Genomic DNA, 21,701 nt, shown 5'->3' with positions numbered 1-21,701 from the left:
TGGGTGAGCTTGTCGGGTATAACCTCTATGCAGCCTTCGAAGGCAAGAAGCTTGAAGTATTCGCACCTGTAAATTCAGGTACGCTTGCGAGCCTTGGCCGTAAGGATGCCGTGGCAACCGTCGGAGCCAATAACACCTCCCTGAAAGGCCTGCCGGCCACTTTGATGAAGGAAGCGAGTAATATCCGCTACTTATCACACATCAAAGCGCTATATAGCTTAGCCTATTAATCCAGAGCTGTCGTGCCGCATCCGCGGTACACGCCCTTTATTTCCGATTCTGGGGATAAAGGGCTTTTTTTTTACGATCAAAAAGACAGGTCCCTGCCAAGAGGACCCGCCTGTTTTTTCACTCGATATTACTATGCTTGGAATAAGTCGAGTGGTGGCTTATGGATTGGGACACTGAATAGTCCAGGCATATGGCATCACACAAAACATGTACGCATTGATCAAACAAGGAGCTTAGCGGCTGGACGCTTTCCGTTTCATGACTCAAGCGGTTTTTCGTAGCAGCCGGGACCACCAAAACCTCATCCGAAACGTTCGCTAATTCGGATTGGTCATTTGTCGTGATGGTGAACACCTTGCAGCCTATTTCCCTGCCTTTCACGGCTGCCGAAACCACACTTTTCGTCGTGCCGCTCCCGCTGATGGCTATGAACAGGTCGCCTTTCGCGATCGAAGGCGTGATCGTCTCCCCGACCACATATACGTTCAAGCCAAGATGCATCAAACGCATCGCGAAGGCTTTAGCCATGAAGCCCGATCTTCCCTCCCCCATGATGAATATCCTCTGCTTCGGCTGTAAACTCTTTACAAGCAAGTCGGTTGCATCTTCATCCATATTGCGAAATACTCCGTTCACTTCTGTTAAAATAATGGCGATTTCCTTTTTCAAACCTGCTTCACGTCCTTCTCCATATTCATCGCTTCCTTGAATCGTCTTGCAGCGTCCGCTGGGTGCTTCGCTTTTGTAATGGCCGAGCCGATGATCATGACATCGAGCCGGTTGGCAATCATGGCCGGCAACGATGATAGTGTGATTCCTCCCGCTGCTGCCCTCATCGATCCGGCGTGATTTCTCATGTCGATCAAGGTATGCCCCCCATTCTCCTGGCTATCCTTGCTTACATGCTCACAAAAGATCGCCTGATCGTATTTCTGTAATTGTTCAAGCCGGGAATCGGACACATTCAATAAATCAATCATGATTTTCCCCTTATACTCACGCGCTTTTTCCAGGCAGGTTTGGATGGTAACATCCGATGCCACCCCCATCACCGTTGCTATATCGGCGCCATTCTGAAAGCAAAGATCCATTTCGTACGCCGCATTATCGATCGTCTTCATGTCTGCAACGATTTTTTTATCAGGAAAGCTCTCACTCATTTCTTTGATGCTACCGATGCCGAACTCTTTAATCAAGGAAGTCCCCACTTCAATCCAGTCTATCGACGACTCCACGGTACGGACCAATTCCAGTGCTTCCTCCATATTCATCCTGTCCAATGCCAGCTGTATCATCAAGACGTAACCACCTCCACGGATTTGGCTGCCGTAACCACTGGCTTTTTGACCATCAAGGTCAGTACGGCGGAGATCAATAAAGATCCGGCCATGAACACATACGATGCCCCTGGCCCGCCAGTCAAGCCGTTTAAATATCCGACGAAATAGGCACCTACGAATGAGCCCAGCGCACCCATGCTGTTGATCAGGGCCATTGCCCCGCCAGCGACATTCCTTGGAAGGATTTCAGGAATGATGGCAAAGAACGGACCGTACGGGGCATACATCGCACCTCCGGCAATGACCAATAATGCGTAGGAAAGCCAGAAATTCGTGGTTCCGATCATGAAGGAGCCGAAGAATGCGAGGGCCCCGACGAGCAGCGCTGCCCATACGAATGTTTTCCGATTTAACGTCTTATCCGAAAAGTGGGATAGCGCCAGCATCGCGATGACCGCCAACAAGTAAGGTCCCGATGAAAGCCAGCCTGTCGCGACAATATCCAGATTGGATGCCTGCTTAATGATGGACGGGAGCCACATGACGAAGCCATATACCCCGATGCTCCACATGAAATATTGGATGCTGAGTATGACGACCTGCCTTGACTTGAACGCCTCCCGATAATTTTTCACCGGTTTTAAAGCGGCCTGTTCTGCTTGCAGGACGGCTTCCATATCGTTTTTTTCCTGTGGGGTAAGCCACTTGGCATCTTTAGGACGATCATTGACCACCTTATACCAGATGAATGCCCAAAGCACTGCCGGCAATCCTTCGATGATGAACAGCCATCTCCAGTCGAATGCCTTCAATAGGTAGCCGGAAAGGATTGACATCCATAAGACGGTAACGGGGTTCCCAAGGATCAAAAACGTATTGGCCCGGGAACGTTCCTCTTTTAAGAACCAGTGGCTGAGGAACACGAGCATCGCAGGCATAACAGCGCTTTCAACGACCCCGAGCAAGAAACGGATCGGATAAAGCCAGCCGACGCTTGTCGCCAAGCCCGTCAAGGTGGCAAGTCCTCCCCAGAGGATCAGGCTCCAGAAAATCAGCTTCTTCGCGCTTTTCTTTTCAGCATAATGTGCACCTGGAACTTGGAAGAAGAAATAACCAAGGAAAAACAGCGCGGCCAAAAAGGATGATACACCAGCCGTGATGTTAAGGTCCTCCCCCATCCCGCCCGCTACGCCAAACCCATAATTCGCCCGATCAAGATAAGCCAGGCTGTAGGTGATGAACACCAACGGGATCAATCTCATCCACCTTTTTCGCGAAGCTACCTGCAATTGAGAGGTTTTCATGATTGAAGCACTCCTTTTTTCATATAGTGTTCCAGCTCTGCCCGATCCGGAAGACCCTCATGATCTCCGGATGACATCACCGCTTTCGCTCCTATCGCATTTCCCCGTACCACCGCTTCTTCATACGATCGTCCTTCCAATAAAGCGCTTATCACCCCAACGGCAAAACCATCGCCTGCTCCTACCGTATCCTTGACCTCCGTGACGGCAAATCCCGCTATATCCGTCCTTTCCTTTTCGGTCGCCAAATAGGCACCCTCTTCGCCCAGCTTGATCACCACCAACTTAACCCCTTGATCGAGATAATAACTGGCGATATCCTCCTTCCTGCTATAGCCTGTTAGGATTTCGCCTTCCTTCATTCCCGGAAGGAGCCAATCCGCTTTTTTGGCAAACCTATTGACGACCTCGATCATCTCCCGTTCTGATGGCCACAAGGTCGGCCGGAGATTCGGATCGAATGATACGGTCACACCCTTTTGTTTCAAATCATTCAACACTTGCCAGGACAACTCCCTGAAACTGGCGGAAATTGCAGGCGGTATCCCGGTCAAGTGCAAGTGCTGGATCTTCGGAAGCTGCTCCAGCGGAAAATCCTCCAAGGAAATCTTGCTCGCGCTTGAATTCCTCCTGTAGTATTCAACGACCGGATCGCCCTTCTCCACTTTCGATTTCAGCTGGAATCCTGTTGGATGATGCGGGTCGGTTAAGACATGGGAGACATCCACGCCTTCGCTTGTTAGCGTTTTCAAAATCATCCGGCCGAATGAATCATCCCCGACCTTGCTCATCCATGCCGTTTTGATGCCTAACCTTGACAGGCCAATCGCTACATTGGTTTCGGCCCCTGCCACATAGCGCTTGTAACGCATGCAATCATCGAGGCTGCCCGGATCATCGGCAATGAACATCGCCATTGCCTCTCCCATCGTCAGTACACTAAGCTCGTTCATGGCTGACCTCCTGTTCCATTTTCATGAGTGAAATATACGTCGCTGCATTTTCCAATGTGACCGGGAATTCAATCGCTACCGGACAAGCTCCCTTAAAATTTCCCAACAGCTCCATTACCTCAGGCAGCAGCGGCATCGATACTGGCTCGGTCATCCACCCATCATGAACCCGCTTCACCTGCTTCAAATGGATATAAACCACATATCCTGCCAACTCTCGTGCCGCCATCATCGGCTCCTCATCTGTATACAGCCAGTTGCCCGTATCAAACGTCATTTCAATCGGCCTATCCAATGTTTTGCATCGGCTCAGGAAATGAGTGATTGTCTGTACATTACCCCCGCCAGGCGTTTGATCGTTCTCGATGGTGATCGCCAATCCATCATTAGGCCGATTTTCCCTCAGTACCTCACTTACGTAACTCATATTTGTTTCCTTCTCATGGTAGGAGCCTAGAGGCAGCTTTAGCAAATCAGCTCCCAGTTCTTGCGCTTCCCATGTCCGTTGCTTGAATCCTTGTTCATTCAGTTGGTGATCGGGTCCGAACAGGAATTCAGGAGCAGAATAATAAACGGCCAAGTTAAGCTCTTTGCATAAGGCACCCAATTTTTCCAGCTTATCATCTTGCGTTAAAAGCTCTTTTCTTATTTCGATTCCATCAGCTCCAGCGGCTGCTAAACGTTTTATGATTTCAAGATGACCGAGCGTTTGGAGCCTTTCAGTCGGTATTGAGTTCATGCATACAAACACTTTCATATTCATCCTCCTGTTCTTCGGAATGGTATCGGTACCATTTTGTGAGTTAATAAAGTCTTCAAGCTTGGAAGACTTATGATTTTTGTATGAATGGCGTCGTTTCCCTTATATTCAATTTGGCTTGATAGGCGATTGTCTGCGCTGGGGACACTTGCCCATCAATCCGGCGAAGGATCATCTCCATGGCTGCGACCCCTATTTGATAGGTCGGCTGTTCAATCGTAGAAATGCCCGAATAAACTATCGTGCTCCACTCTGGATTATCAAAGCCCATCATGGCCAAATCTTTCGGAACCGACAATTTCTGTTCTTGTAAAAGCAAAATCAGTTTTAATAACACCACGCTGTTTGCCGTCAGTATCGCTCTTGATTTTCCTTCCGACTTCTCTAAAAAATGCTGAAGCTTGGCTTCTACGTCCTGTAAATCATCGACATTTACCTCATAAACATCATTTGAACTTGGATGGCTCCTGCTCAGCAACGTTTGCTGAAACGACTGCCTCCGTTCATACCTCGTACTGATCTTGCTTGCTGGCTCGCTGAAAAATGCGATTCGTTCATAGTTTTGATCGGCAAGAAAATGGACCGCCTGTGAAGTGGCCTGAAAATTATCCAATCCCACCGTATCCAATTCAAGGTCGGGCACCTTCCGATCCAGCAGGATGATCGGCGTCTTCTGCTCCTGCAGCTGAATTAGCATGTCGTGATTTCCGCCCGTCGTATGAAGGATGAGCCCATCAATGCGATGGGATAAGAGCATTTCGAAATATCCTCTTTCCTTCTCCGGATTATTATCCGAATTGCAAATCATCAGATTATAGCCATTCTGGCTGCATATGTCTTCAGCACCACGAAGGATGGCCGTCGTATACGGATTGTTGATATCCGCGACGATGATGCCAATCAAATAACTCTTATTGCTTTTCAGCCCTCTTGCCATGGTGTTCGGGCGGTACTCCATTTGGCTGATCGCCAGCTCGATTTTCTTGCGGGTCTTGTCGGATAGTTCATCATACCTGCCGCCTAAGTAACGGGAGACCGATGTCTTCGATACCCCGGCTTCCCTAGCGACATCGTAAATCGTCACTTTTGAACTTTCTCGTTTATTCATTGCATTCATCCATTCGCGAATTTTTGGAACCGGTTCCATTTTTATAAATAGTATCACATTGGCAATGAATGTCAATCCATATTTTTCAAACACAAAACATTTTTTTCTTTAATTTATTCAATTTTCTATATTAAAATATATTTACCAATATGTTTAATATTGTAAGTTTAATGGTTGCTTGTGACAGGCATCTGCTTGGGTGTTGAGATCGTAGGTATCTGCATTATTCCAGTATTGCAATTTGGGGCACAGCAGATAATGGTATGTGGAAAGCGAATGATAAGAAAATCCTGATTACGCAGTCGGTGGATGGATTGGACATGTTAAACAAAAGTCTGGCGGCAAGGTCGAGATGAGGCAGGCATTGTTACAACCTTAAAACCATTGACTATCACTTGGGAGAAAGAAGGATATTCCCAGCCAGATACTTTTCGTCTTAACTAAATCATCGAAGGAAATATGGAGCCATTTCGAACACAAAACGGCTCCTTTCAAGGTCATGCCTTACATTTGATTCGGCGCTGATATTCCCAACAATCGCAACGCATCCTTCAAGACGGCGGCCACGCAATAGGCGAATGAGAGCTTCATTTGCTTCCACTCATCATCGACCAGTACCTTCGTATGTGCATAATACTTATTGAATGCGCGTGCCAACTGCAAGCTGAATTTGGCAATTTGTGATGGATCGGCTTGTTCAAAGGATTTTTGGACAATGCTCGGGAACTGCTCAAGCAGCTGGATCACGGGCCAAGCATATTCGCCCAATGCCTCAAACTCGATGGCCTGCTCTGTAAATTGCCCCTTTTCCAGCAATGATGAAATTCTGGCATGGGTGTATTGCACATACGGACCGGTTTCGCCCTCGAAATTCATCATTTGCTCCAATGAAAAGTCGATATCATTCATGCGATGATTCTTTAAATCATTAAAGATCACCGCTCCGACACCAACCTGCTTCGCAACCAGCTCCTTCTGTTCCAGCGCTTGGTTTTTTTCTTCGATATTGCGCTTCGCCGTTTCGATCGCCTCAGCCAACACATCTGCAAGCAGCACGACCTTCCCTTTACGTGTCGACATTTTCTTGCCGTCCTTCAGCATCATGCCAAACGCGACATGCTGTAAGTCCCTAGACCAATCATATCCCATCTTCCCGATCACCTTGAAGAGCTGTTTAAAATGCAAGGATTGTTCATTTCCGACGACATAAAAGGTTTTCTTGGCATCATACTGTTTTTTGCGATACATTGCTGCGGCTAAATCACGTGTGGCATATAGCGTCGCCCCGTCCGTTTTCGTAATCAAACAAGGAGGCATATCCTCCAACTCGACGACAAATGCTCCCTCCGATTGGGCAAGCAAGCCTTTTTCCTTCAACTCCCCGACGACCGCATCCATTTTGTCATTGTAAAATGCTTCGCCCGCAAAGGAATCAAAATGAATGCCCAATAACTCATAAATCGCAGCGAACTCCTGAAGTGAAGCATCCCTGAACCATTTCCAGAGGGCAAGCGACTCTTCATCCCCCTCTTCAAGCGCCTTAAAGCTGGCGCGTGCTTGCTCATTCAGCGATTCATCCGTTTCTGCAACATCATGAAACTTCACATAAATCTTCAGTAATTCCTGAATCGGGGACGCTTCGATAGCCGCTTTGTCTCCCCAGAGCTTATAAGCCACAATCAATTTGCCGAATTGCGTGCCCCAATCTCCCAAATGATTGATTCGCACAACATGGTAGCCATTCTTTTCTGCTATATTAGCCAATGCGTTTCCGATCACCGTCGAGCGCAAATGCCCCATCGAAAACGGCTTGGCAATATTCGGCGAGGAATAATCGATCACGACATTTTCCTTTGCAGGCTTCATCGAACCATACTGTTCCTTTTCACGTAATACTGCTTGAAGCACATTTTCCGTCACCCATTGCTGATTGACGAAGATATTGACATACCCCGACACTGCATTCACTTCCTGGATCATTCCATCGCTTAACTTCCCAGCCACTTCCGAAGCGATCGACTGTGGGGACTTTCTCAGCTTCTTAGCAAGCGTAAAGCATGGAAAAGCAATATCCCCTAACTCGCTCATTTTAGGCTTTTCGATTAATTTTTCAATTTCACTTGCGGTCAATTCATGGTTTAATGCAGTTGAAAGTAAGGCAGCAATTGGTTGATTCATCGTCATTTTCCCTCCTAAACAAAAAAGCCCCCGTCTCTTAATAAGAGACGAGAGCATGGATTCCCGTGGTACCACTCTAGTTGCCACAAATTGTGACCACTTTCCATTGGTAACGGGGTGACTCCCCGATATTCCCTACTAACGTTTCAAGAAATTTCTCCAAAGTGCGCTTCATCCATTCGTCCTGCATCAGGCTCCCACCATCCCTGACTCGCTTGCCATTTCAAATGAACTACTCTCTTCATCATCGAATTTTCAATATTATGATTTTATCCATATTACACAATTTTAAAAAACGTGTCAACACCTCAACCGGTCGGTGCCTTCATTTTATCCTTGATTGTGGACAAATAATTCCTTACCGCCCCGATTGCGTTAGGCTGCAAAATCGCAGACCCTGATTCAGCTTGACCGTCAGCATGGCAAGCAGCCACATCCGTGAGCTCTGGGGAGTACAGTCTCATGCCATCCATGATACGGCGGATCGAGCAGGCTAACTCGTCACTCGGGTTATCCTTCAATAAATAACCACTTACCTTCGCCTTGAGCGCTCGTTGAAAATGACCATCCCGTCGAAACGTCGTTAAAATAATCACCTTGCATGCACATGCCTGTAAAGCTTCCGCTGCCTCCAGTCCGCTCATGACCGGCATCTCCATATCCATGATGCAGACATCCGGATGCAATTGGTGCACAAGGGCAATCGCTTCCTCCCCATTGCTGGCCTGGCCGACGATTTCGATATCTTCTTCAAGATCGAGTAGAGAACTAATCGCTTCTAAAAGCATTTCCTGATACTCTGCAATCACGATTCGAATCACTTTACGTTCCCTCCTTGATCGAATAACCAACAAAGACTCCCCCAAATCCAAGGATTATGAAGGGAGTCCGAAATCACATTGGTGTCATAGTTCAGATTTCACTTGAACAGGCACACTTTTTTTCGTTATATATTTTATGTCCTTAAAGCTAACAAAATTCTTGTTTTCTTCATCCCATAAGCGGAAACGGAGCGACTGCAAGCTTGTCGCAAGCGTGATCGTCGGGACGTTCTCCAAAGGCTCCGTATTATTGTGAGCCATTTCCAATTTATAGTTAGGAACCCTTGGACTCAAATGATGCACATGATGGTAGCCGATATTGCCTGTAAGGAACTGCATCAATTTCGGAAGCTTATAAAAAGAACTTCCTTCCACTGCTGCCAATACATATTCCCACTCCTCATTTTCTTCAAAATAAGAGTCCTCGAATGTGTGCTGGACGTAAAACAGCCAAATGCCCACTGAACCAGAAATCATGAAGATGGTACCTTGTACCAGAAGGAACGACTGCCAGCCTACTGCCAGGCAAAGCAATACTACTAGAACGGCGATCAATGCATTCGTCAAATACGTATTCATTTTTTCCTTCTTTCTAGCACCTTTACGGTTGAACCTATTCTTAAGAAGGAATACATAAATCGGACCCAAACCAAACATGACCAATGGATTGCGATAAAAACGATAGGCAAAACGAAGCTTAAGCGGCGCTGCCAAATATTCATCCACCGTAAGGGTCCAGATATCGCCTGTCCCCCGCTTATCCAAGTTGCCGCTTGTAGCGTGATGAACCGAATGCTCATGACCCCATTGATCAAAAGGGAATAAAGTCAAAACACCCATACATGTCCCGACTATTCTATTTGCACGGCGATTTTTAAAAAAGGAATGATGTGTACAATCATGAAAAATGATGAAGATTCGTGTCAGGAAGCCCGCAGCCAGTATGGCTGGGATCAAAGTTAACCAATATGATACGGAAAGGCTCATATAAGCAAGGTACCATAAAATAAGAAACGGTCCGATCGTATTGATGATCTGCCAGATACTTTCCTTTGTCGTTGATTGTTCAAAAGGAGCAATTTGTTTTCTCAAATTTTTCGTATTTTGTATAGTCATTAATCAATTGCACTTCCCTTTATATGTCGTAACCTTATTATAAGGAAATGATCATGACATTATTAGTACCAGGTGTCATGACGAGCAGGTGACATATGTCATATACAAAAATTTCCCAACTGCGCATCACTAGAATATGAAAAATGGTAGAAACCCCAACTTCGTTTTTATCCTTTATCATCTACGAAATCTTCATTTCATCCGCAAGTTTGGTGCCTTTATCGACGAATTCTGCATTTTATCCGCAAGTTTGGCGCTTTTATCGACGAGTTCAGCGTTTTATCTTCGAATTGGTCACTGTATCGAAGACTTCCCTCATTTCTTCCACAATGTACCTCTATGTTGTCGTGATTCTCCATAGTAAACTAGTGAAGTTAAAATGATCAACATTTAAGGAGAATAGAATAATAGTGAAAAAACACGTTGGATGTCTTATTATGTTAAGCCTTCTTTGTATTTGTTTCTTTCCAGAAAGCGGCAAGGCAGCAAGCAATACCTTGTACGTAGGCTCGGTTAAAGCGGACAATACAAAGGTTTACAGCTCTCCTGCACTCGGTTCCACTATACGCAAGACCTTGAAAAAGGGCGAACGTTTTCCCGTCATTTCGACTATCGCCGGGGATTCGGCAAAGCCTATTGTGCATACAGTCATAGCCGGAAACACATTATGGAAGGTAGCCAATCAATATGGTGTTTCGATCGGTGATATACAAAAAGAAAACAAATTAGGTTCTTCCGATATCATCGTTGGCCAAAAGCTGAAGATTCCTCAAAAATATAAGATACATACCGTTGTATCAGGTGATACATTGTGGAAAATCTCGAATAAATACGAGGTAGCCGTGAGCGATTTGACAAAATTGAATAACTTGCGGAAGACTTCACTTAACGTCGGGCAAAAATTGAAGCTTCCCGATTATTACTACCAGGTTCAATTGCTTGACGGTAAAAAAGGCTGGATCAAGAAATCTCTCTTTCCTAAAAAGGCGCAAAAGCGTATCGTCATGGGCTGGAAACATAATGGATCGCAGGAAAACTACACCCAGCAGCTTAAACAGCCCAACTTGAATGTAGTATCTCCACGTTCCTATACACTGACGGATTCCGGTCATTTCGTTTCCGCTTCTGTCGATACAAAATACGTCCAAACCGCTCATAAACAAGGAAAAAAAGTGTGGCAGCTGATTGGCAATAAATTCGATCCCGCTTTAACTGGTTCTGTACTGGGCAATGAAAAAAAACGCCAGAAACTGGTTACAGCTTTGCGCGATTCACTAGTTAAAACGAACAGTGATGGAATCAATGTCGATTTTGAAAACATCGATCCCAAAAATAAGAAAGACTTTGTCCTTTTCATAAGCGAATTGAAAAAAGCGCTAAAACCTCATGGAATCACGATATCCGTGGATGTCACCCGGGAAAACGAAGATCCGTTTTGGTCAAAAAGCCTCGATAGGAAGGAACTTGGCAAAATCGCGGACTATATCATCATCATGGGGTATGACGAACATTGGGGCGGAAGTCCAGTGGCTGGGTCGGTTTCCTCCTTGCCTTGGATCAAAGAAGGAACCAGGCTTTTAATGAAGGACGTGCCTGCCCATAAAATCATCCTGGCGGTGCCATTTTATACGCGGGAATGGGTAACCGATTTATCGACCGGTGAAGTGACAAGCCATGACCGCAACATGGCTGAGGTCAACCGTATCGTTTCGGCTCATAAACTTAAAAAAGTATGGGATAAAAACACCTCACAAAATTACGTCGAATACACATCCAAAGGCGAAAAACATCAAATATGGATGGAAGATAAAAAATCGATGACGCTTCGTCTTGACCTTGTCAGACAAAACCAACTAGGCGGGGTAGCCGCTTGGTACATCGGAGCGGAAACGGCTGATATTTGGGATGTCTATCACTTTAATCAATGAATAAGTAGAAAAAAGGCCTCACATGGTGTGGGGCCTTTTCTGCATGACCTCATTTTCAGTCGGTCTTGTCGTCATGAGTGAATAGATCATCCCAAGAAAAATCAATGAAATGCCAAAGATTTGAACCATGTTCGGCACAAATCCCGAAAGCAGGATATCCAATAGGATGGCAACTGCCGGATCCACAAAAATCATGAAGGACACTACATTTGTAGGCAAATGACGAATGCTATTGAAAAACAAAAGATAAACGACGCCAGTATGGACGATGCCGGTCAGTACCGTGTAAAACCATTGCGAAGCATGCAGCGTTGTGTACGCGTGGAAATCAACAAATGGAAGCAGCAGTAAAAAGCCGATGAACATTTGCAGGAACGTGGTCGCATACACACTCGTCTTTGTAATCGACTTTCCTAAAAGCATCGTTGCCGCATAGAAAAACGCCGCGATGATGCCATACATGATTCCTTCCCATTCAGGAGATGACGATTGAAAACCATCCGTTCCCATGATCAGTAATGTGCCTATGAAACATAGTGATATGGCCAGGATGGAGAATAAAGACAGCCTCTCCCTGAAGATGAAGCTGCCGATGATCAGCACAATGATCGGGGCTAAATGATAGAGCGAAATCGCAATGGTCACCGAAATCAGCTCAAATGATTTAAAGAGGAATATCCAGTTTAACAAGTTGGCCACCGCACAAAAACTAATCAACATTCCCTCTCTGACATCCCATTTCTCCCGTTTGAAATGCCCTGTAGCCATCCAGGCCGCACATAGGAATACCGCAGCACAGATACAGCGAACAAAAACCAATTCCAATGCTGGAAGTCCCGTCCGTTCCGAAAAGAAACCGACGGAACCAAAGATCGCCATCGCCACCGACAGCTGAAGAACGGCCATTCTATTCATGTACTCTCTCCTAACCTATTCGTTTTAGCTTATGCTATCATTTCTCGGGCATTCCGTCACGAGTGATGATATTGGCCCACATTTACAACGGCTATCCCGGGGTAGAGTCGACCAAACGACTGCCTATTCACGTAAATTGTATTAAAGGTCCAGCTTGCCTTTTTTCTTAAACCAACAAACATGAACAATGAAAAATCTCCTTTCGGTTAAAAGGAGATTCTCTGCTTACCGTGATCATCCGAAGAATAAATCGAGCAAATTACTGCCTGCCGATGATTGCTTATTATAAAACTCCGAATAACCGCACTGCTTGCAATACACGACCGTGAATTGATTATTCTGGACATCGAACATCTTTGACAACCCTGTTCCAGTCATGGCTACGTCCTTCTTGGCCGCATCCTTGCTGCCGCATTTCAAGCACCCTTTTTCATTCATGATTTCACTCTCCCGAATTTTAGTTACAGAGCTCAGCGATTATGAGACTCCATGATCCTTCCTGGCAAAACCAAGATACCTTGTTCCTTGGAAGGTTAACGTACCGCTATCCCCTTCTGCAAGCATCCCAAACTCCTTGCCCGAAAGATGGAATTCGAACCGATCTCCACCCTCAAATTCAAAAGTAATGTAATAGGCCGTTGAGCTACTTTGCGAAGAGATATGTTGCTCGTTTGTGTGAACATGTCCCGTCACTTTCGTCCGTTTACTTTTCACAACGGCAGGAACAGCCAAACGTGGGGATTCCTCGTTTTTCTTCCATTGACTGAGCCCGTTGATTAATTGAAAGATAAAGATGATAAAAAGGATAACAAACATGATTCCGATTAAGTCTGAAGCCCCGCTGAACATCCAATCCTCACTTACATCAAAGCCGTCCATGTCACCCCACCTTTCCAGATGTTAACATATACGAATGAACCAGAAAAAAGTTTCATCCTGCACGCTTCCATATGAGGGTGTGAAAAGAATAAGGAAAATGGCAAAACTCATCCATTTTGCGACTTTACTCATGAATTTTTCAACTTTACTCGCGAGTTGGTGCTTTTCTCAATGTTCCGGCGCTTTACTCGTCTGATTTCGGCCCTTTACTCGCGAGTTTTGCATCTTTACTCACCAATTTAGCCACTTTACTCGCGAGTTTTGCACCTTTACTCGCAAATTTGACGACTTTTCTCGCGAATTCAGCACTTTTACTCGCGAGTTTGACGACTTTACTCGCGAATTGGCACTTTCCTCAAAGTTTGGGCGATTTACTCGCCAATTCTGCACCTTTACTCGCGAATTAGGGCTTTTCTCAATGTTGCGGCGCTTTACTCGCGGATTTTGCATCCATACAATTAGTCTTTCATCCGAAAATAGGGTTCTAGTGCCGTGAGCCGCGGAAGTTCGATGCTAAGCTTTCTCGCATCGGCCAGGATATCCCTTGGGAAGAGGGCGAACGATTCTTGGGAGATATAGGCCGTATCTTCCATCCGTTCCATGATTGCGCCTGCGAGCGTGCCACCGGTAATCACTTTAAATACGCCATACCCCATCAATCCTGCAGGCAGGTGCAGCATGAGCGCGGTGCCCAAACCAGGCTTGCGTCCTTTCGCCCGAATCAGCGGAAGCATCTCGCGCATTAACAGCACAGCTGGCTTCACGTGTTTTGGCGACTGATACATATTTTGATAACTTCCCAGCTTCAAGGCCTGCGCCGCCATACCGGCATTCATGATGAAATGTTGCAAATACCAGACGTACATGTCTTTTTGCAAGGATACGGAGAAGCCGGCCTGTTTGAACATATCGACGACATCTTCGTGCCTTTTTACAGAGGCAGCGGTAGCAGCGGATTCCAAGTAAATCGACTTCATGAATCCGGCTTCCAATTTATTTTTGCCCCTAAAGCCTCCGCCTCCACCTGGAAAGCCCCACAATATTTGCTCTTTGGGCAGCCGTGCCGCTACAGTCTCTTGATCATCCCACACATTATTGAAAATTAAAATCGTGGCCTTTCCCGCGAGTTTGCTTACTACTTTAGACGCTTCCTCGAACTGCTCGTGGTTAACGCTGAGAAAAATGAGGTCATAGTCGTGATTGGGACTGATCTCCTCACGCATATTTATAAACCATCTCTCCAGGACCTGGTCCCCCTTCCTGCTTTTTCTGCCATCCAGTATATCTAGGTCAACATACGGACCGTATTGGGCAGCCCTTCCCGGCCGCACATAGAAATCCACCTCATTTCCCGCTTTTTCTAGCGCCCATCCGTACTGTGTCGCCATAACGCCTCTACCAAACATTAATATTTTCATCTTGTTTTCCCCCTTGAAAGTTTTTTAATTTAAATAACTATATTTAAAAACTAATGTACAGAAATCTTTGCAGTTTGTCAAAAGTTTTTAAATATAACTAGATATGTTTAAAAACTATCTGTTTTATGTCATAATACTTGTATTAACGAATAAGAGGGAATGTCATGAACAAATATGAAATCAGAACGCAAAAAAAGAAAGACGCCATCATCAAAGCGGCTCTGGACCTATTCCGAAACAAGGGATACACCAACGTCAGCATCAATGAAATCGCCTCCCTTTCAGGCGTATCCTCCGTGTCCATCTACAACTATTTTGGCAACAAAGAAGGGGTAATCAAGGAGTGCGCACGAATACTGATGCAGGAAGCAACACAGATGGTGAACGACCTGCTTCTAGAAAACATTAGCTTCAAAGAAAAACTGCTGCGGGCGGTTTCCATTTGTGCCGAGAAGCCTCACCAGCTCCTCGAAGAACACTTCTCACAGGAAGCGCTGCACGATGCCGTTTTTGTGGATTTATTTAAAGAAAGCGCAGGTGAGGTCCGGAGCGATATCTTGCAAGTATTTATTGAATCTGGAAAACAGGAAGGCGCAATCGATGCCACCATTTCTACGGAAACAGTCATGGAGTTTCTTGATGCCGTCGCGGGCATGCAGGCGAACTGGGAAACGAAAGAGGAGTATCAAACAAAAACGGCGGAGATCGGAAAACTTATCCTTTACGGTTTGATAGGACGTTAAAGCCCATGGGAAAGAAGAGGCCGCTATTAGGTGCGCCTCTTTGAAATCCGTTATAGTAAATCAGAAAGTTGCGTAAGCGTAACCAGCTCCATATTCCCGAGGATAAATTGGCACTCCTCCGCATTTTTACTGGCTAGTAAACTTTTTTCTTCCCCTGTACCTAGCTCTAACCAATGGTCGGAAACAGACTGCAAGACGGCATGAAAAGCTGAATAAGTTACCCAATCTTGCAGTTTGAATTCATACAGGACTTCAAACACACCTTCAAACTTCCAATATTTTTTAGTTTCTAACCAAGTTATTTTTTTAACAATGGTTGCAAATTTTTCTATAAAAGGAGTTATGTTTATGCATTCGTAACACCCTATTCATTTTTATTTGTGCATAATGTGTATACTATTCTCAAGCATAAATACCGTAGAAAAAAAACAATTTATATGCCAGCCATGTCCTTTGCTGCATGGTACTCTTGGACTGTTGCTTTCATGAATACTCTGACACCCCTAAAGTTTTTTATAGAGTTCAGCAGTGCCCGAAGGTTTAAAAACTACTGAAAGTCCTTCAAGTTCCTCTTTTATTTTCATTGTTAAACTTTGCCCGATTTCATTATGTTTCATTTCTAGGTATTCTCCCTTTACCATCAATCTATCGTTTTCCCAATCCATCCATTCACCATAATTGATAGCCCATTTTTCAACTTCTTTCATTAAATTCTGACTTACTGGTAAAACATCAATATCTAAATTAGCACCACAATTTTCACACCATAGTGGATCTGTTTCATAATCAGCCTCAACTATAATCTCATGTGTATCTTGTGGGCAGTTACACTTTATTTTCATAAATCCTCCCTGTTTTTCTACTAGTCCAATTCACACTTTAATCCATTTCATAAGTTTTCGAAGATTTTTCATAATAGACAAGAAGCTTATCTTGATCTTTCCAGTTAATTTTAAATCCTTTGTTTGCCCTAACTGTATTTCCTGATAGATTTTTAATTTTATTGTTCACTCTCATCATGAACAATTAATTTTAAGACCTCCTCGCAAGATGTTATTTTTGTCCAAAGTGATAATTATTAATTAGAGCCTATTACTCTAAAGGTTTCCATTCTCGCTCTTCTCTTCCCCCCTACAGCCACCTTATCCGTTCCCCTGATTTCATGATGATGTCGATTTGGTCCAGTTGCCCGCTTATCTGGTTTTCCTTCATCCCTGATACATCAATATCCATTTCTATTCTCAGTCGATTTCGTTCTTTTCCCCTTAAAATGACCTTATAAGGAGTTTCGGTGTTCATGAGTGATACCAATTTCGAATCATCATCGTCGTATCTGCCTATCAATTGGATCTTGAATTGGACATCTTTCTTGCTGTAATTCTCAAAAGGAAGCTCACATACGCCATGAAGCGTTGTTTTGTCTTCCATATCAAAGCGGCAGGTACTGGATCCGCGATCATAGGAAACGGCGTAAATGTCCGAGGCAAAATGCTTCTGATACGTATTCGCCAAGAAGTGCGGTGCAAACCAGGCTATGATGACGGCCAGGGTGAAAAAACGGGCAGGATGCATTCCCACTGCTTGGACAAGAAAAAACAGACTGATCAGCAATAGAATGACCGCCAGCACCCCTACATATTGGATTCCATGTTCGGACTCGATCGGTATGCCTAATCTAAATGCAATTGCAGCGCCGTATGGAACTTGGTGCGGAAAAGGGAAATTCAATATAAACGAGAGCACAAAAAGGATGAGTGCAATATATAGATGTTTTATTTTTTTTATCAATTGAACCACTTCTTTCTCTCTTCTTGGAACAATCCAGCCCCCCCTGTTACTGAATTCCTCAGTAATGAAATAATTCCGAAAATTATCACCGGCCCAATTGCCTCCCTAAAATATCCTTGTCCTTACCTATACGATTTGTACTGGTTTAAGTTTCACTTTAATCCAAATTATGTATGATTTTACATTATAAAAAGAGACCTTTAGCCTCATTGACGAATACGACCATTGAAAAGATGGGCATAGCAGCGGTACCGAAACCGATCGTCATCGGCAAAGACGTCACTCCGCCGTCGGAAAACTTAGATGATGATAGATTGACAGACTTTAATCCGAGAGAAGATGGCTTTGATTTTTACGAGAGCTTGGAAGGAATGCTCGTCCAAGTAGCCAATTCAATTACCAAAAGCGGTCGGCCACAAGATTATGGTAAATTGGTCGTGATTCCAGGAAATATGGAAACGACGACTGCTGTTGGTGGCGTAAAAATTACGGAAACGGATTTCAATTCTGAACGAATCATCCTGGATATAGATGATGACAAATTCGTGGCCAAAACCGGTGATCAATTGACCGTTGGACTTTATTCCTGAATTTGCAAATAATCAACATAATGAATTTCCGGGACGGATTATCCCACGCTAGGTCGAATTATTCCATGGTTCGGACGGATTATCCGCGCGCTAGGACGGATTATTACTCGGGGCGGTCGGATTATCTCGCGCTAGGTCGGATTATGTCGCGCGCTAGGTCGGATTTTCACTCGGGGCGGACGCATTTCCCTACGCTAGGCCGGATTTGAGGGTCCAGTACGAATCCCCCCTCCCATACTGTTAGAATACTATTCTTGCAAACGAAAAAAGACTGCTGAGCAGCCTTTATCTCGAATGGAATATTCATTATTTCAAGAGATATAACTTACACGAATATCTCCCTATTGCTTTCCCGTTAAATTAATAGGTCTTAAAGGACGAATGATAATTGACAGCCGAAATCGACGTTCCTCCCACATTCATCCCGCTAAACTGAACATCTATCGCATTATAGAAGGCATTGACCGTATCCGCGACATCCCATACGGCATAAATGACATGATAGCCAGTCCGCTGCGGCACGACGACTTGATGGCTCACTTTATTGGACGGTCTTGCTCCATTATCATTTTTCTCATAGAATGGGACCAATTCCAATTGATCTCTTGTGAGCGGTTTATTCGGATCCCAATTTTGTTTCGTGATATAATAATGCCATTTCGCTGTCGAATGCATGGCGGTTAAATTCCAGGTGAAGGTTTGGGGACCGCTTTGAATGGCATTTTTGCTCCAGCGTGTCGCTGTTTGTTCATCAAGGACGCCGCCAAATAAGCCGCCTGCCGATGCAAGCTTGCCATCCGGGATGCTCGCACCCGGAAATCCTTTGTGGCCTTCCAAGCTTTGCGGTTCATACATGATCGATCCACAATTCTTATTCACCTGCTCTTTGCAAAGCAACGACCGTGATTTTGGCGATTCGACATACCCATGCGCAGAAGCGAAATCATTTGCACCGACAACGGATAACCCAAGAACTAACGAAGTACTGAAAAGAAAGCGCTTTAAACCTTTCGAACATTTCATCCTTTCAACATCTCCTTCATCATTTTCCTACATGATATGTAGTATATAAACATTATAATGTTTATACTTTTATTTTTTAAGGGTATTTTGTCCTGTTATTACAAATTATTACAAATATTCTATTTTTTATAAAAACAATCCCCGTGAAACTACAGTTCCCATAATAAAAAACCGGAACCCCATTGGATTCCGGTAGCCTCAATTAATTCGTAATATCTTTTTTCTGGAAGAAGAAGAATGTCAGCGCCAAAAAGATAAGGTAATAGATGACGAGTACACCCATTGAAAATCCGAGTGTAGCACCATCGAACATTTCCATCGTTCCCGAAATGTACCCTCTTAAATCAAGGTGAGGGAATAAGACGAATTTTAACCATTCGTATTTCCCGATGAAAGACTGAATGATCATATTCAATGTCGAAGATGCAAATAAGATGAAGATCGATATCCCTACTGCAAGCGCTTGGTTCTTAAATAACGTGCTTAACATGAACGCGATCGTCGTGATGACCAGGAAGCCCGGTATCCAGTAAACGATCATATCGAAGAAATAGGAGCCGACCACCACTGTACTGAAGCTTCCGAATGCTGTCGGGTCGAGCATCTTGTCTGAATAGGAACCATTGCCAAAGAATAAGATTCCGATCAGGTAACTGAAAAGCACTAGGCTCACAAGCAATAACGCGGCAAATAACAGGGAAGTGATATATTTGGAAAGAAGGATCTTCCAGCGCTTATAAGGCCTGATGAGCAGTTGTTTAATGGTGCCATCCGAAAATTCAGAGGAAACCATCGAGCTGCAAACGATCACGACGAATAATGTTACGAATGATGTCAGCGATACTGTATACTCTGCCATATAGGTCCAGTTCGTGCTTAAATCAGGGTTGATATTTTCAGCTAAATATTGCTTATTGGTGTCCATTTCTTCCATGATTGCGGCCTTTTCATCTTCACTGATATCTTTGGCTTTCAATGCTTGTTCCTGTTCTTGTATATCTGCTTTTACCTCTTGCTTCCAATCGTTGCCGGATTCATCCGGACTAAGCTTCAAGTCGATGATTGCCGTTCCGAGAGCTGCCACCAAAAGAAAAGCGATGAATATATAAGTCGATACTTTAGAAAAGATTTTCATCCATTCATTTTTCACTAAGGATATCATACAGACTCCCTCATTTCCTGCTCGGTAATTTCAAAGAATTTATCTTCCAATGATTTTCTCGTGATGCCAATTTCATAGACATCCAGTTCATTTCCATTAAATAGCCTGTTTATCTGGGCCGTTTGTTCACGTGTCGCGGACACCGAAATGGTACTCGCATCGAATGTAAGAATCGTAATTTCGGCGAACTGTTCCTGAAGAATCTTATTGGCTAGCGCCCCATCATTGACAGCAAAGGAAACTTGATGGATCGTTTCCGTTTTTTCATCGATCATATGCTCTTTCGTATGTATCAGTTTTCCTTTTTCGATGACGGCGAAACTATCACACATCAATTGCATTTCCGATAGCAAATGGGAGGATATCAATATCCCGACGCCCTCACTTGCCAGTACCTTCAAATAATCGCGAAACTCGCGAATCCCTTGCGGATCCAAGCCGTTCGTCGGTTCATCGAAGATCAATAACGACGGTTTATGCAGGATGGCCTGTGCCACACCAAGGCGCTGACGCATTCCCAATGAATAGGTCTTGACCTTCTTGTCGATGGCATGGTCCAATTTCACTAGCTTGATGACCTCTTCAATTCGCTCATTCGATATGTCATTGGAAGACATACGAGCATAATGGAGGATATTCTTCCTGCCTGTCATGTACTTATAAAACTCGGGGTTTTCAACGATGGCCCCCAATTGATTCATCGCGCCCTCGAAGTCTTTATCAAGATCGCTGCCATTGATCATGACGGAGCCGCCGGTACGGTTGATAAGACCTGTGATCATCCGGATGATCGTCGTTTTACCAGCTCCGTTCGGACCGAGTAAACCGAATATTTCATTGCTTTTTATCTCGAAGCTAACATTGTCTACAATGGTCGCATTGCCAATTTTTTTGGTTAAGGATTGAACCTTAAGAACTGCATCAGACATATAGTACCTTCCTTTTTTAGTATTTTCCAAAATCACACATTCTCAACATTACCATATTATGCATATCATTACTATATTGATATTCTTCCAGTAACATCTCCCAATATCCGTCTCCTTTTCTTACGTTACTAATAGAATTAAGTTTCAGTTTTTCGATAAAAAGTCAAATATAGGGAAGCCAACGCAAAGGATAAGCAAAAACAAAAGGAAACATTTTGTTGACCGCAATTGCGGAGAACGTTTCAAATCTGACTCCTCATTTTCTCCCGAAACACTTCACTAACAAGATTCCCTTCTGCATCTGTCACCCTCGACACTATTAAAATGTAGCTCATCACTCGTTCCTTCAAGCACTATTCCTTATGGGTTTTCCTATTTCTGAGAAGAAAGTGCTAAAGTACCGCTTGAAAATATTGAAAAAAGAATGACACTGCAACTATAAGGATCAGGTTTTTTATTTCAGTGAGTAAAACATTAACCTATAATAATAGTAAAAAGGGAGGGGTTTTTCTATGATTGACTACCTGAAATTTAGGTATAAATCTTATATTATTATTTTTTCAGGTTTTCTTATC

At 44.2% G+C, this 21,701-nt stretch carries 22 protein-coding genes, 1 pseudogene and 1 other annotated feature; of the genes and pseudogenes, 4 read left to right on the top strand and 19 right to left on the bottom strand.

What is annotated here, in order from left to right; genetic code table 11:
* Positions 1 to 230: pseudogene (locus tag AS888_RS25110) on the top strand (NAD(P)/FAD-dependent oxidoreductase); the annotation flags it as partial.
* Positions 231 to 348: 118 nt separating this feature from the next.
* Here the strand turns inward: AS888_RS25110 and hxlB are convergent.
* The 9 genes from hxlB to desA all read right to left on the bottom strand — a co-directional run bounded on the left by hxlB (position 349) and on the right by desA (position 9,751).
* On the bottom strand, positions 349 to 900 hold the full coding sequence (gene hxlB / locus AS888_RS14040) for a 6-phospho-3-hexuloisomerase (protein WP_081092450.1): 552 nt from the start codon (positions 898 to 900) through the stop codon (positions 349 to 351).
* Complete coding sequence (gene hxlA / locus AS888_RS14035) at positions 897 to 1,526, bottom strand: 3-hexulose-6-phosphate synthase (protein WP_260320214.1); 630 nt, start codon at positions 1,524 to 1,526, stop codon at positions 897 to 899. The genes hxlB and hxlA overlap by 4 nt, the downstream gene beginning before the upstream one ends.
* A complete protein-coding gene (locus tag AS888_RS14030) occupies positions 1,526 to 2,815 on the bottom strand; it encodes an MFS transporter (protein WP_061142775.1) in 1,290 nt (429 codons plus the stop codon). Before AS888_RS14030 ends, hxlA begins: the two co-directional genes overlap by 1 nt.
* Positions 2,812 to 3,768, bottom strand: coding sequence for a sugar kinase (locus AS888_RS14025; protein ID WP_061142774.1), 957 nt, complete (start codon positions 3,766 to 3,768; stop codon positions 2,812 to 2,814). Before AS888_RS14025 ends, AS888_RS14030 begins: the two co-directional genes overlap by 4 nt.
* Positions 3,755 to 4,525 (bottom strand): sugar phosphate isomerase/epimerase family protein, encoded by a 771-nt coding sequence (locus tag AS888_RS14020; RefSeq protein WP_061142773.1) that lies wholly within the window; start codon positions 4,523 to 4,525, stop codon positions 3,755 to 3,757. The genes AS888_RS14025 and AS888_RS14020 overlap by 14 nt, the downstream gene beginning before the upstream one ends.
* Before the next feature lie 73 nt (positions 4,526 to 4,598).
* Complete coding sequence (locus AS888_RS14015) at positions 4,599 to 5,636, bottom strand: LacI family DNA-binding transcriptional regulator (protein ID WP_061142804.1); 1,038 nt, start codon at positions 5,634 to 5,636, stop codon at positions 4,599 to 4,601.
* Between the two features lie 504 nt (positions 5,637 to 6,140).
* Positions 6,141 to 7,820, bottom strand: a complete 1,680-nt coding sequence (argS, locus tag AS888_RS14010; RefSeq protein ID WP_260320209.1) for an arginine--tRNA ligase — start codon at positions 7,818 to 7,820, stop codon at positions 6,141 to 6,143.
* Positions 7,821 to 7,854: 34 nt separating this feature from the next.
* Positions 7,855 to 8,071 (bottom strand) — a binding site (T-box leader).
* Between the two features lie 51 nt (positions 8,072 to 8,122).
* A complete protein-coding gene (locus AS888_RS14005) occupies positions 8,123 to 8,635 on the bottom strand; it encodes a response regulator (RefSeq protein WP_061142772.1) in 513 nt (170 codons plus the stop codon).
* A gap of 84 nt (positions 8,636 to 8,719) precedes the next feature.
* Complete coding sequence (gene desA / locus AS888_RS14000) at positions 8,720 to 9,751, bottom strand: Delta(5) desaturase DesA (RefSeq protein WP_061142771.1); 1,032 nt, start codon at positions 9,749 to 9,751, stop codon at positions 8,720 to 8,722.
* Positions 9,752 to 10,188: 437 nt separating this feature from the next.
* Between desA and AS888_RS13995 the strand changes: the two genes are divergently transcribed.
* Entirely contained in the window at positions 10,189 to 11,679 is a 1,491-nt protein-coding gene (locus AS888_RS13995) for a LysM peptidoglycan-binding domain-containing protein (RefSeq protein ID WP_061142770.1), read from the top strand.
* An 18-nt stretch (positions 11,680 to 11,697) separates the two neighbouring features.
* Here AS888_RS13995 and AS888_RS13990 read toward each other — a convergent pair whose 3' ends face one another.
* From AS888_RS13990 to AS888_RS13975, 4 genes are all read right to left on the bottom strand, one after another.
* The gene (locus tag AS888_RS13990) at positions 11,698 to 12,594 is read right to left on the bottom strand and encodes a DMT family transporter (RefSeq protein WP_061142769.1); all 897 of its coding nucleotides are present in this window, start codon (positions 12,592 to 12,594) and stop codon (positions 11,698 to 11,700) included.
* 234 nt (positions 12,595 to 12,828) lie between these two features.
* On the bottom strand, positions 12,829 to 13,032 hold the full coding sequence (locus AS888_RS13985; RefSeq protein ID WP_061142768.1) for a zinc ribbon domain-containing protein: 204 nt from the start codon (positions 13,030 to 13,032) through the stop codon (positions 12,829 to 12,831).
* 39 nt (positions 13,033 to 13,071) lie between these two features.
* Positions 13,072 to 13,473: a DUF2500 domain-containing protein gene (locus AS888_RS13980; protein WP_061142767.1), complete on the bottom strand. Its 402-nt coding sequence runs from the start codon at positions 13,471 to 13,473 to the stop codon at positions 13,072 to 13,074.
* Between the two features lie 458 nt (positions 13,474 to 13,931).
* On the bottom strand, positions 13,932 to 14,879 hold the full coding sequence (locus AS888_RS13975) for a 2-dehydropantoate 2-reductase (RefSeq protein ID WP_260320213.1): 948 nt from the start codon (positions 14,877 to 14,879) through the stop codon (positions 13,932 to 13,934).
* A gap of 176 nt (positions 14,880 to 15,055) precedes the next feature.
* Here AS888_RS13975 and AS888_RS13970 point away from each other — a divergent pair, with 176 nt between their 5' ends.
* A complete protein-coding gene (locus AS888_RS13970) occupies positions 15,056 to 15,634 on the top strand; it encodes a TetR/AcrR family transcriptional regulator (protein WP_061142766.1) in 579 nt (192 codons plus the stop codon).
* A gap of 50 nt (positions 15,635 to 15,684) precedes the next feature.
* Here the strand turns inward: AS888_RS13970 and AS888_RS13965 are convergent, their stop codons facing one another.
* The 3 genes from AS888_RS13965 to AS888_RS13955 all read right to left on the bottom strand — a co-directional run bounded on the left by AS888_RS13965 (position 15,685) and on the right by AS888_RS13955 (position 17,422).
* Positions 15,685 to 15,894 (bottom strand): hypothetical protein, encoded by a 210-nt coding sequence (locus tag AS888_RS13965; RefSeq protein ID WP_061142765.1) that lies wholly within the window; start codon positions 15,892 to 15,894, stop codon positions 15,685 to 15,687.
* Between the two features lie 243 nt (positions 15,895 to 16,137).
* A complete protein-coding gene (locus AS888_RS13960; protein ID WP_061142764.1) occupies positions 16,138 to 16,476 on the bottom strand; it encodes a hypothetical protein in 339 nt (112 codons plus the stop codon).
* A 289-nt stretch (positions 16,477 to 16,765) separates the two neighbouring features.
* Positions 16,766 to 17,422: a hypothetical protein gene (locus AS888_RS13955; RefSeq protein ID WP_185113092.1), complete on the bottom strand. Its 657-nt coding sequence runs from the start codon at positions 17,420 to 17,422 to the stop codon at positions 16,766 to 16,768.
* A gap of 209 nt (positions 17,423 to 17,631) precedes the next feature.
* Here AS888_RS13955 and AS888_RS13950 point away from each other — a divergent pair, with 209 nt between their 5' ends.
* Positions 17,632 to 18,012, top strand: coding sequence for a hypothetical protein (locus tag AS888_RS13950; RefSeq protein WP_061142762.1), 381 nt, complete (start codon positions 17,632 to 17,634; stop codon positions 18,010 to 18,012).
* Positions 18,013 to 18,372: 360 nt separating this feature from the next.
* Here the strand turns inward: AS888_RS13950 and AS888_RS13945 are convergent, their stop codons facing one another.
* The 3 genes from AS888_RS13945 to AS888_RS13935 form a co-directional block, all read right to left on the bottom strand.
* On the bottom strand, positions 18,373 to 19,035 hold the full coding sequence (locus tag AS888_RS13945; protein WP_061142761.1) for a lytic polysaccharide monooxygenase: 663 nt from the start codon (positions 19,033 to 19,035) through the stop codon (positions 18,373 to 18,375).
* A gap of 202 nt (positions 19,036 to 19,237) precedes the next feature.
* On the bottom strand, positions 19,238 to 20,197 hold the full coding sequence (locus AS888_RS13940) for an ABC transporter permease (protein WP_061142760.1): 960 nt from the start codon (positions 20,195 to 20,197) through the stop codon (positions 19,238 to 19,240).
* Positions 20,194 to 21,126 (bottom strand): ABC transporter ATP-binding protein, encoded by a 933-nt coding sequence (locus tag AS888_RS13935; protein ID WP_061142759.1) that lies wholly within the window; start codon positions 21,124 to 21,126, stop codon positions 20,194 to 20,196. The genes AS888_RS13940 and AS888_RS13935 overlap by 4 nt, the downstream gene beginning before the upstream one ends.
* Positions 21,127 to 21,701: the final 575 nt, after the last annotated feature.

It is taken from the genome of Peribacillus simplex (assembly GCF_001542915.1).
Classification (GTDB): Bacteria; Bacillota; Bacilli; order Bacillales; family DSM-1321; genus Peribacillus; species Peribacillus simplex_B.
The sequence above is the reverse complement of the archived record's forward strand: the minus strand, read 5'-3'. Positions and strand labels throughout refer to the sequence as shown.

What these genes read in the sequence shown, in the direction of transcription:
- desA (WP_061142771.1), bottom strand. Translation starts at nt 9,751, where the DNA reads ATGACTATACAAAATACGAAAAATTTGAGAAAACAAATTGCTCCTTTT.
- AS888_RS14030 (WP_061142775.1), bottom strand. Translation starts at nt 2,815, where the DNA reads ATGAAAACCTCTCAATTGCAGGTAGCTTCGCGAAAAAGGTGGATGAGA.
- AS888_RS13985 (WP_061142768.1), bottom strand. Translation starts at nt 13,032, where the DNA reads ATGAATGAAAAAGGGTGCTTGAAATGCGGCAGCAAGGATGCGGCCAAG.
- AS888_RS14015 (WP_061142804.1), bottom strand. Translation starts at nt 5,636, where the DNA reads ATGAATAAACGAGAAAGTTCAAAAGTGACGATTTACGATGTCGCTAGG.
- AS888_RS13975 (WP_260320213.1), bottom strand. Translation starts at nt 14,879, where the DNA reads ATGTTTGGTAGAGGCGTTATGGCGACACAGTACGGATGGGCGCTAGAA.
- hxlA (WP_260320214.1), bottom strand. Translation starts at nt 1,526, where the DNA reads ATGATACAGCTGGCATTGGACAGGATGAATATGGAGGAAGCACTGGAA.
- AS888_RS13995 (WP_061142770.1), top strand. Translation starts at nt 10,189, where the DNA reads ATGTTAAGCCTTCTTTGTATTTGTTTCTTTCCAGAAAGCGGCAAGGCA.
- argS (WP_260320209.1), bottom strand. Translation starts at nt 7,820, where the DNA reads ATGACGATGAATCAACCAATTGCTGCCTTACTTTCAACTGCATTAAAC.
- AS888_RS13990 (WP_061142769.1), bottom strand. Translation starts at nt 12,594, where the DNA reads ATGAATAGAATGGCCGTTCTTCAGCTGTCGGTGGCGATGGCGATCTTT.
- AS888_RS13940 (WP_061142760.1), bottom strand. Translation starts at nt 20,197, where the DNA reads ATGATATCCTTAGTGAAAAATGAATGGATGAAAATCTTTTCTAAAGTA.
- AS888_RS14025 (WP_061142774.1), bottom strand. Translation starts at nt 3,768, where the DNA reads ATGAACGAGCTTAGTGTACTGACGATGGGAGAGGCAATGGCGATGTTC.
- AS888_RS13945 (WP_061142761.1), bottom strand. Translation starts at nt 19,035, where the DNA reads ATGAAATGTTCGAAAGGTTTAAAGCGCTTTCTTTTCAGTACTTCGTTA.
- AS888_RS13980 (WP_061142767.1), bottom strand. Translation starts at nt 13,473, where the DNA reads ATGGACGGCTTTGATGTAAGTGAGGATTGGATGTTCAGCGGGGCTTCA.
- AS888_RS13935 (WP_061142759.1), bottom strand. Translation starts at nt 21,126, where the DNA reads ATGTCTGATGCAGTTCTTAAGGTTCAATCCTTAACCAAAAAAATTGGC.
- AS888_RS13970 (WP_061142766.1), top strand. Translation starts at nt 15,056, where the DNA reads ATGAACAAATATGAAATCAGAACGCAAAAAAAGAAAGACGCCATCATC.
- AS888_RS13960 (WP_061142764.1), bottom strand. Translation starts at nt 16,476, where the DNA reads ATGAAAATAAAGTGTAACTGCCCACAAGATACACATGAGATTATAGTT.
- AS888_RS14020 (WP_061142773.1), bottom strand. Translation starts at nt 4,525, where the DNA reads ATGAAAGTGTTTGTATGCATGAACTCAATACCGACTGAAAGGCTCCAA.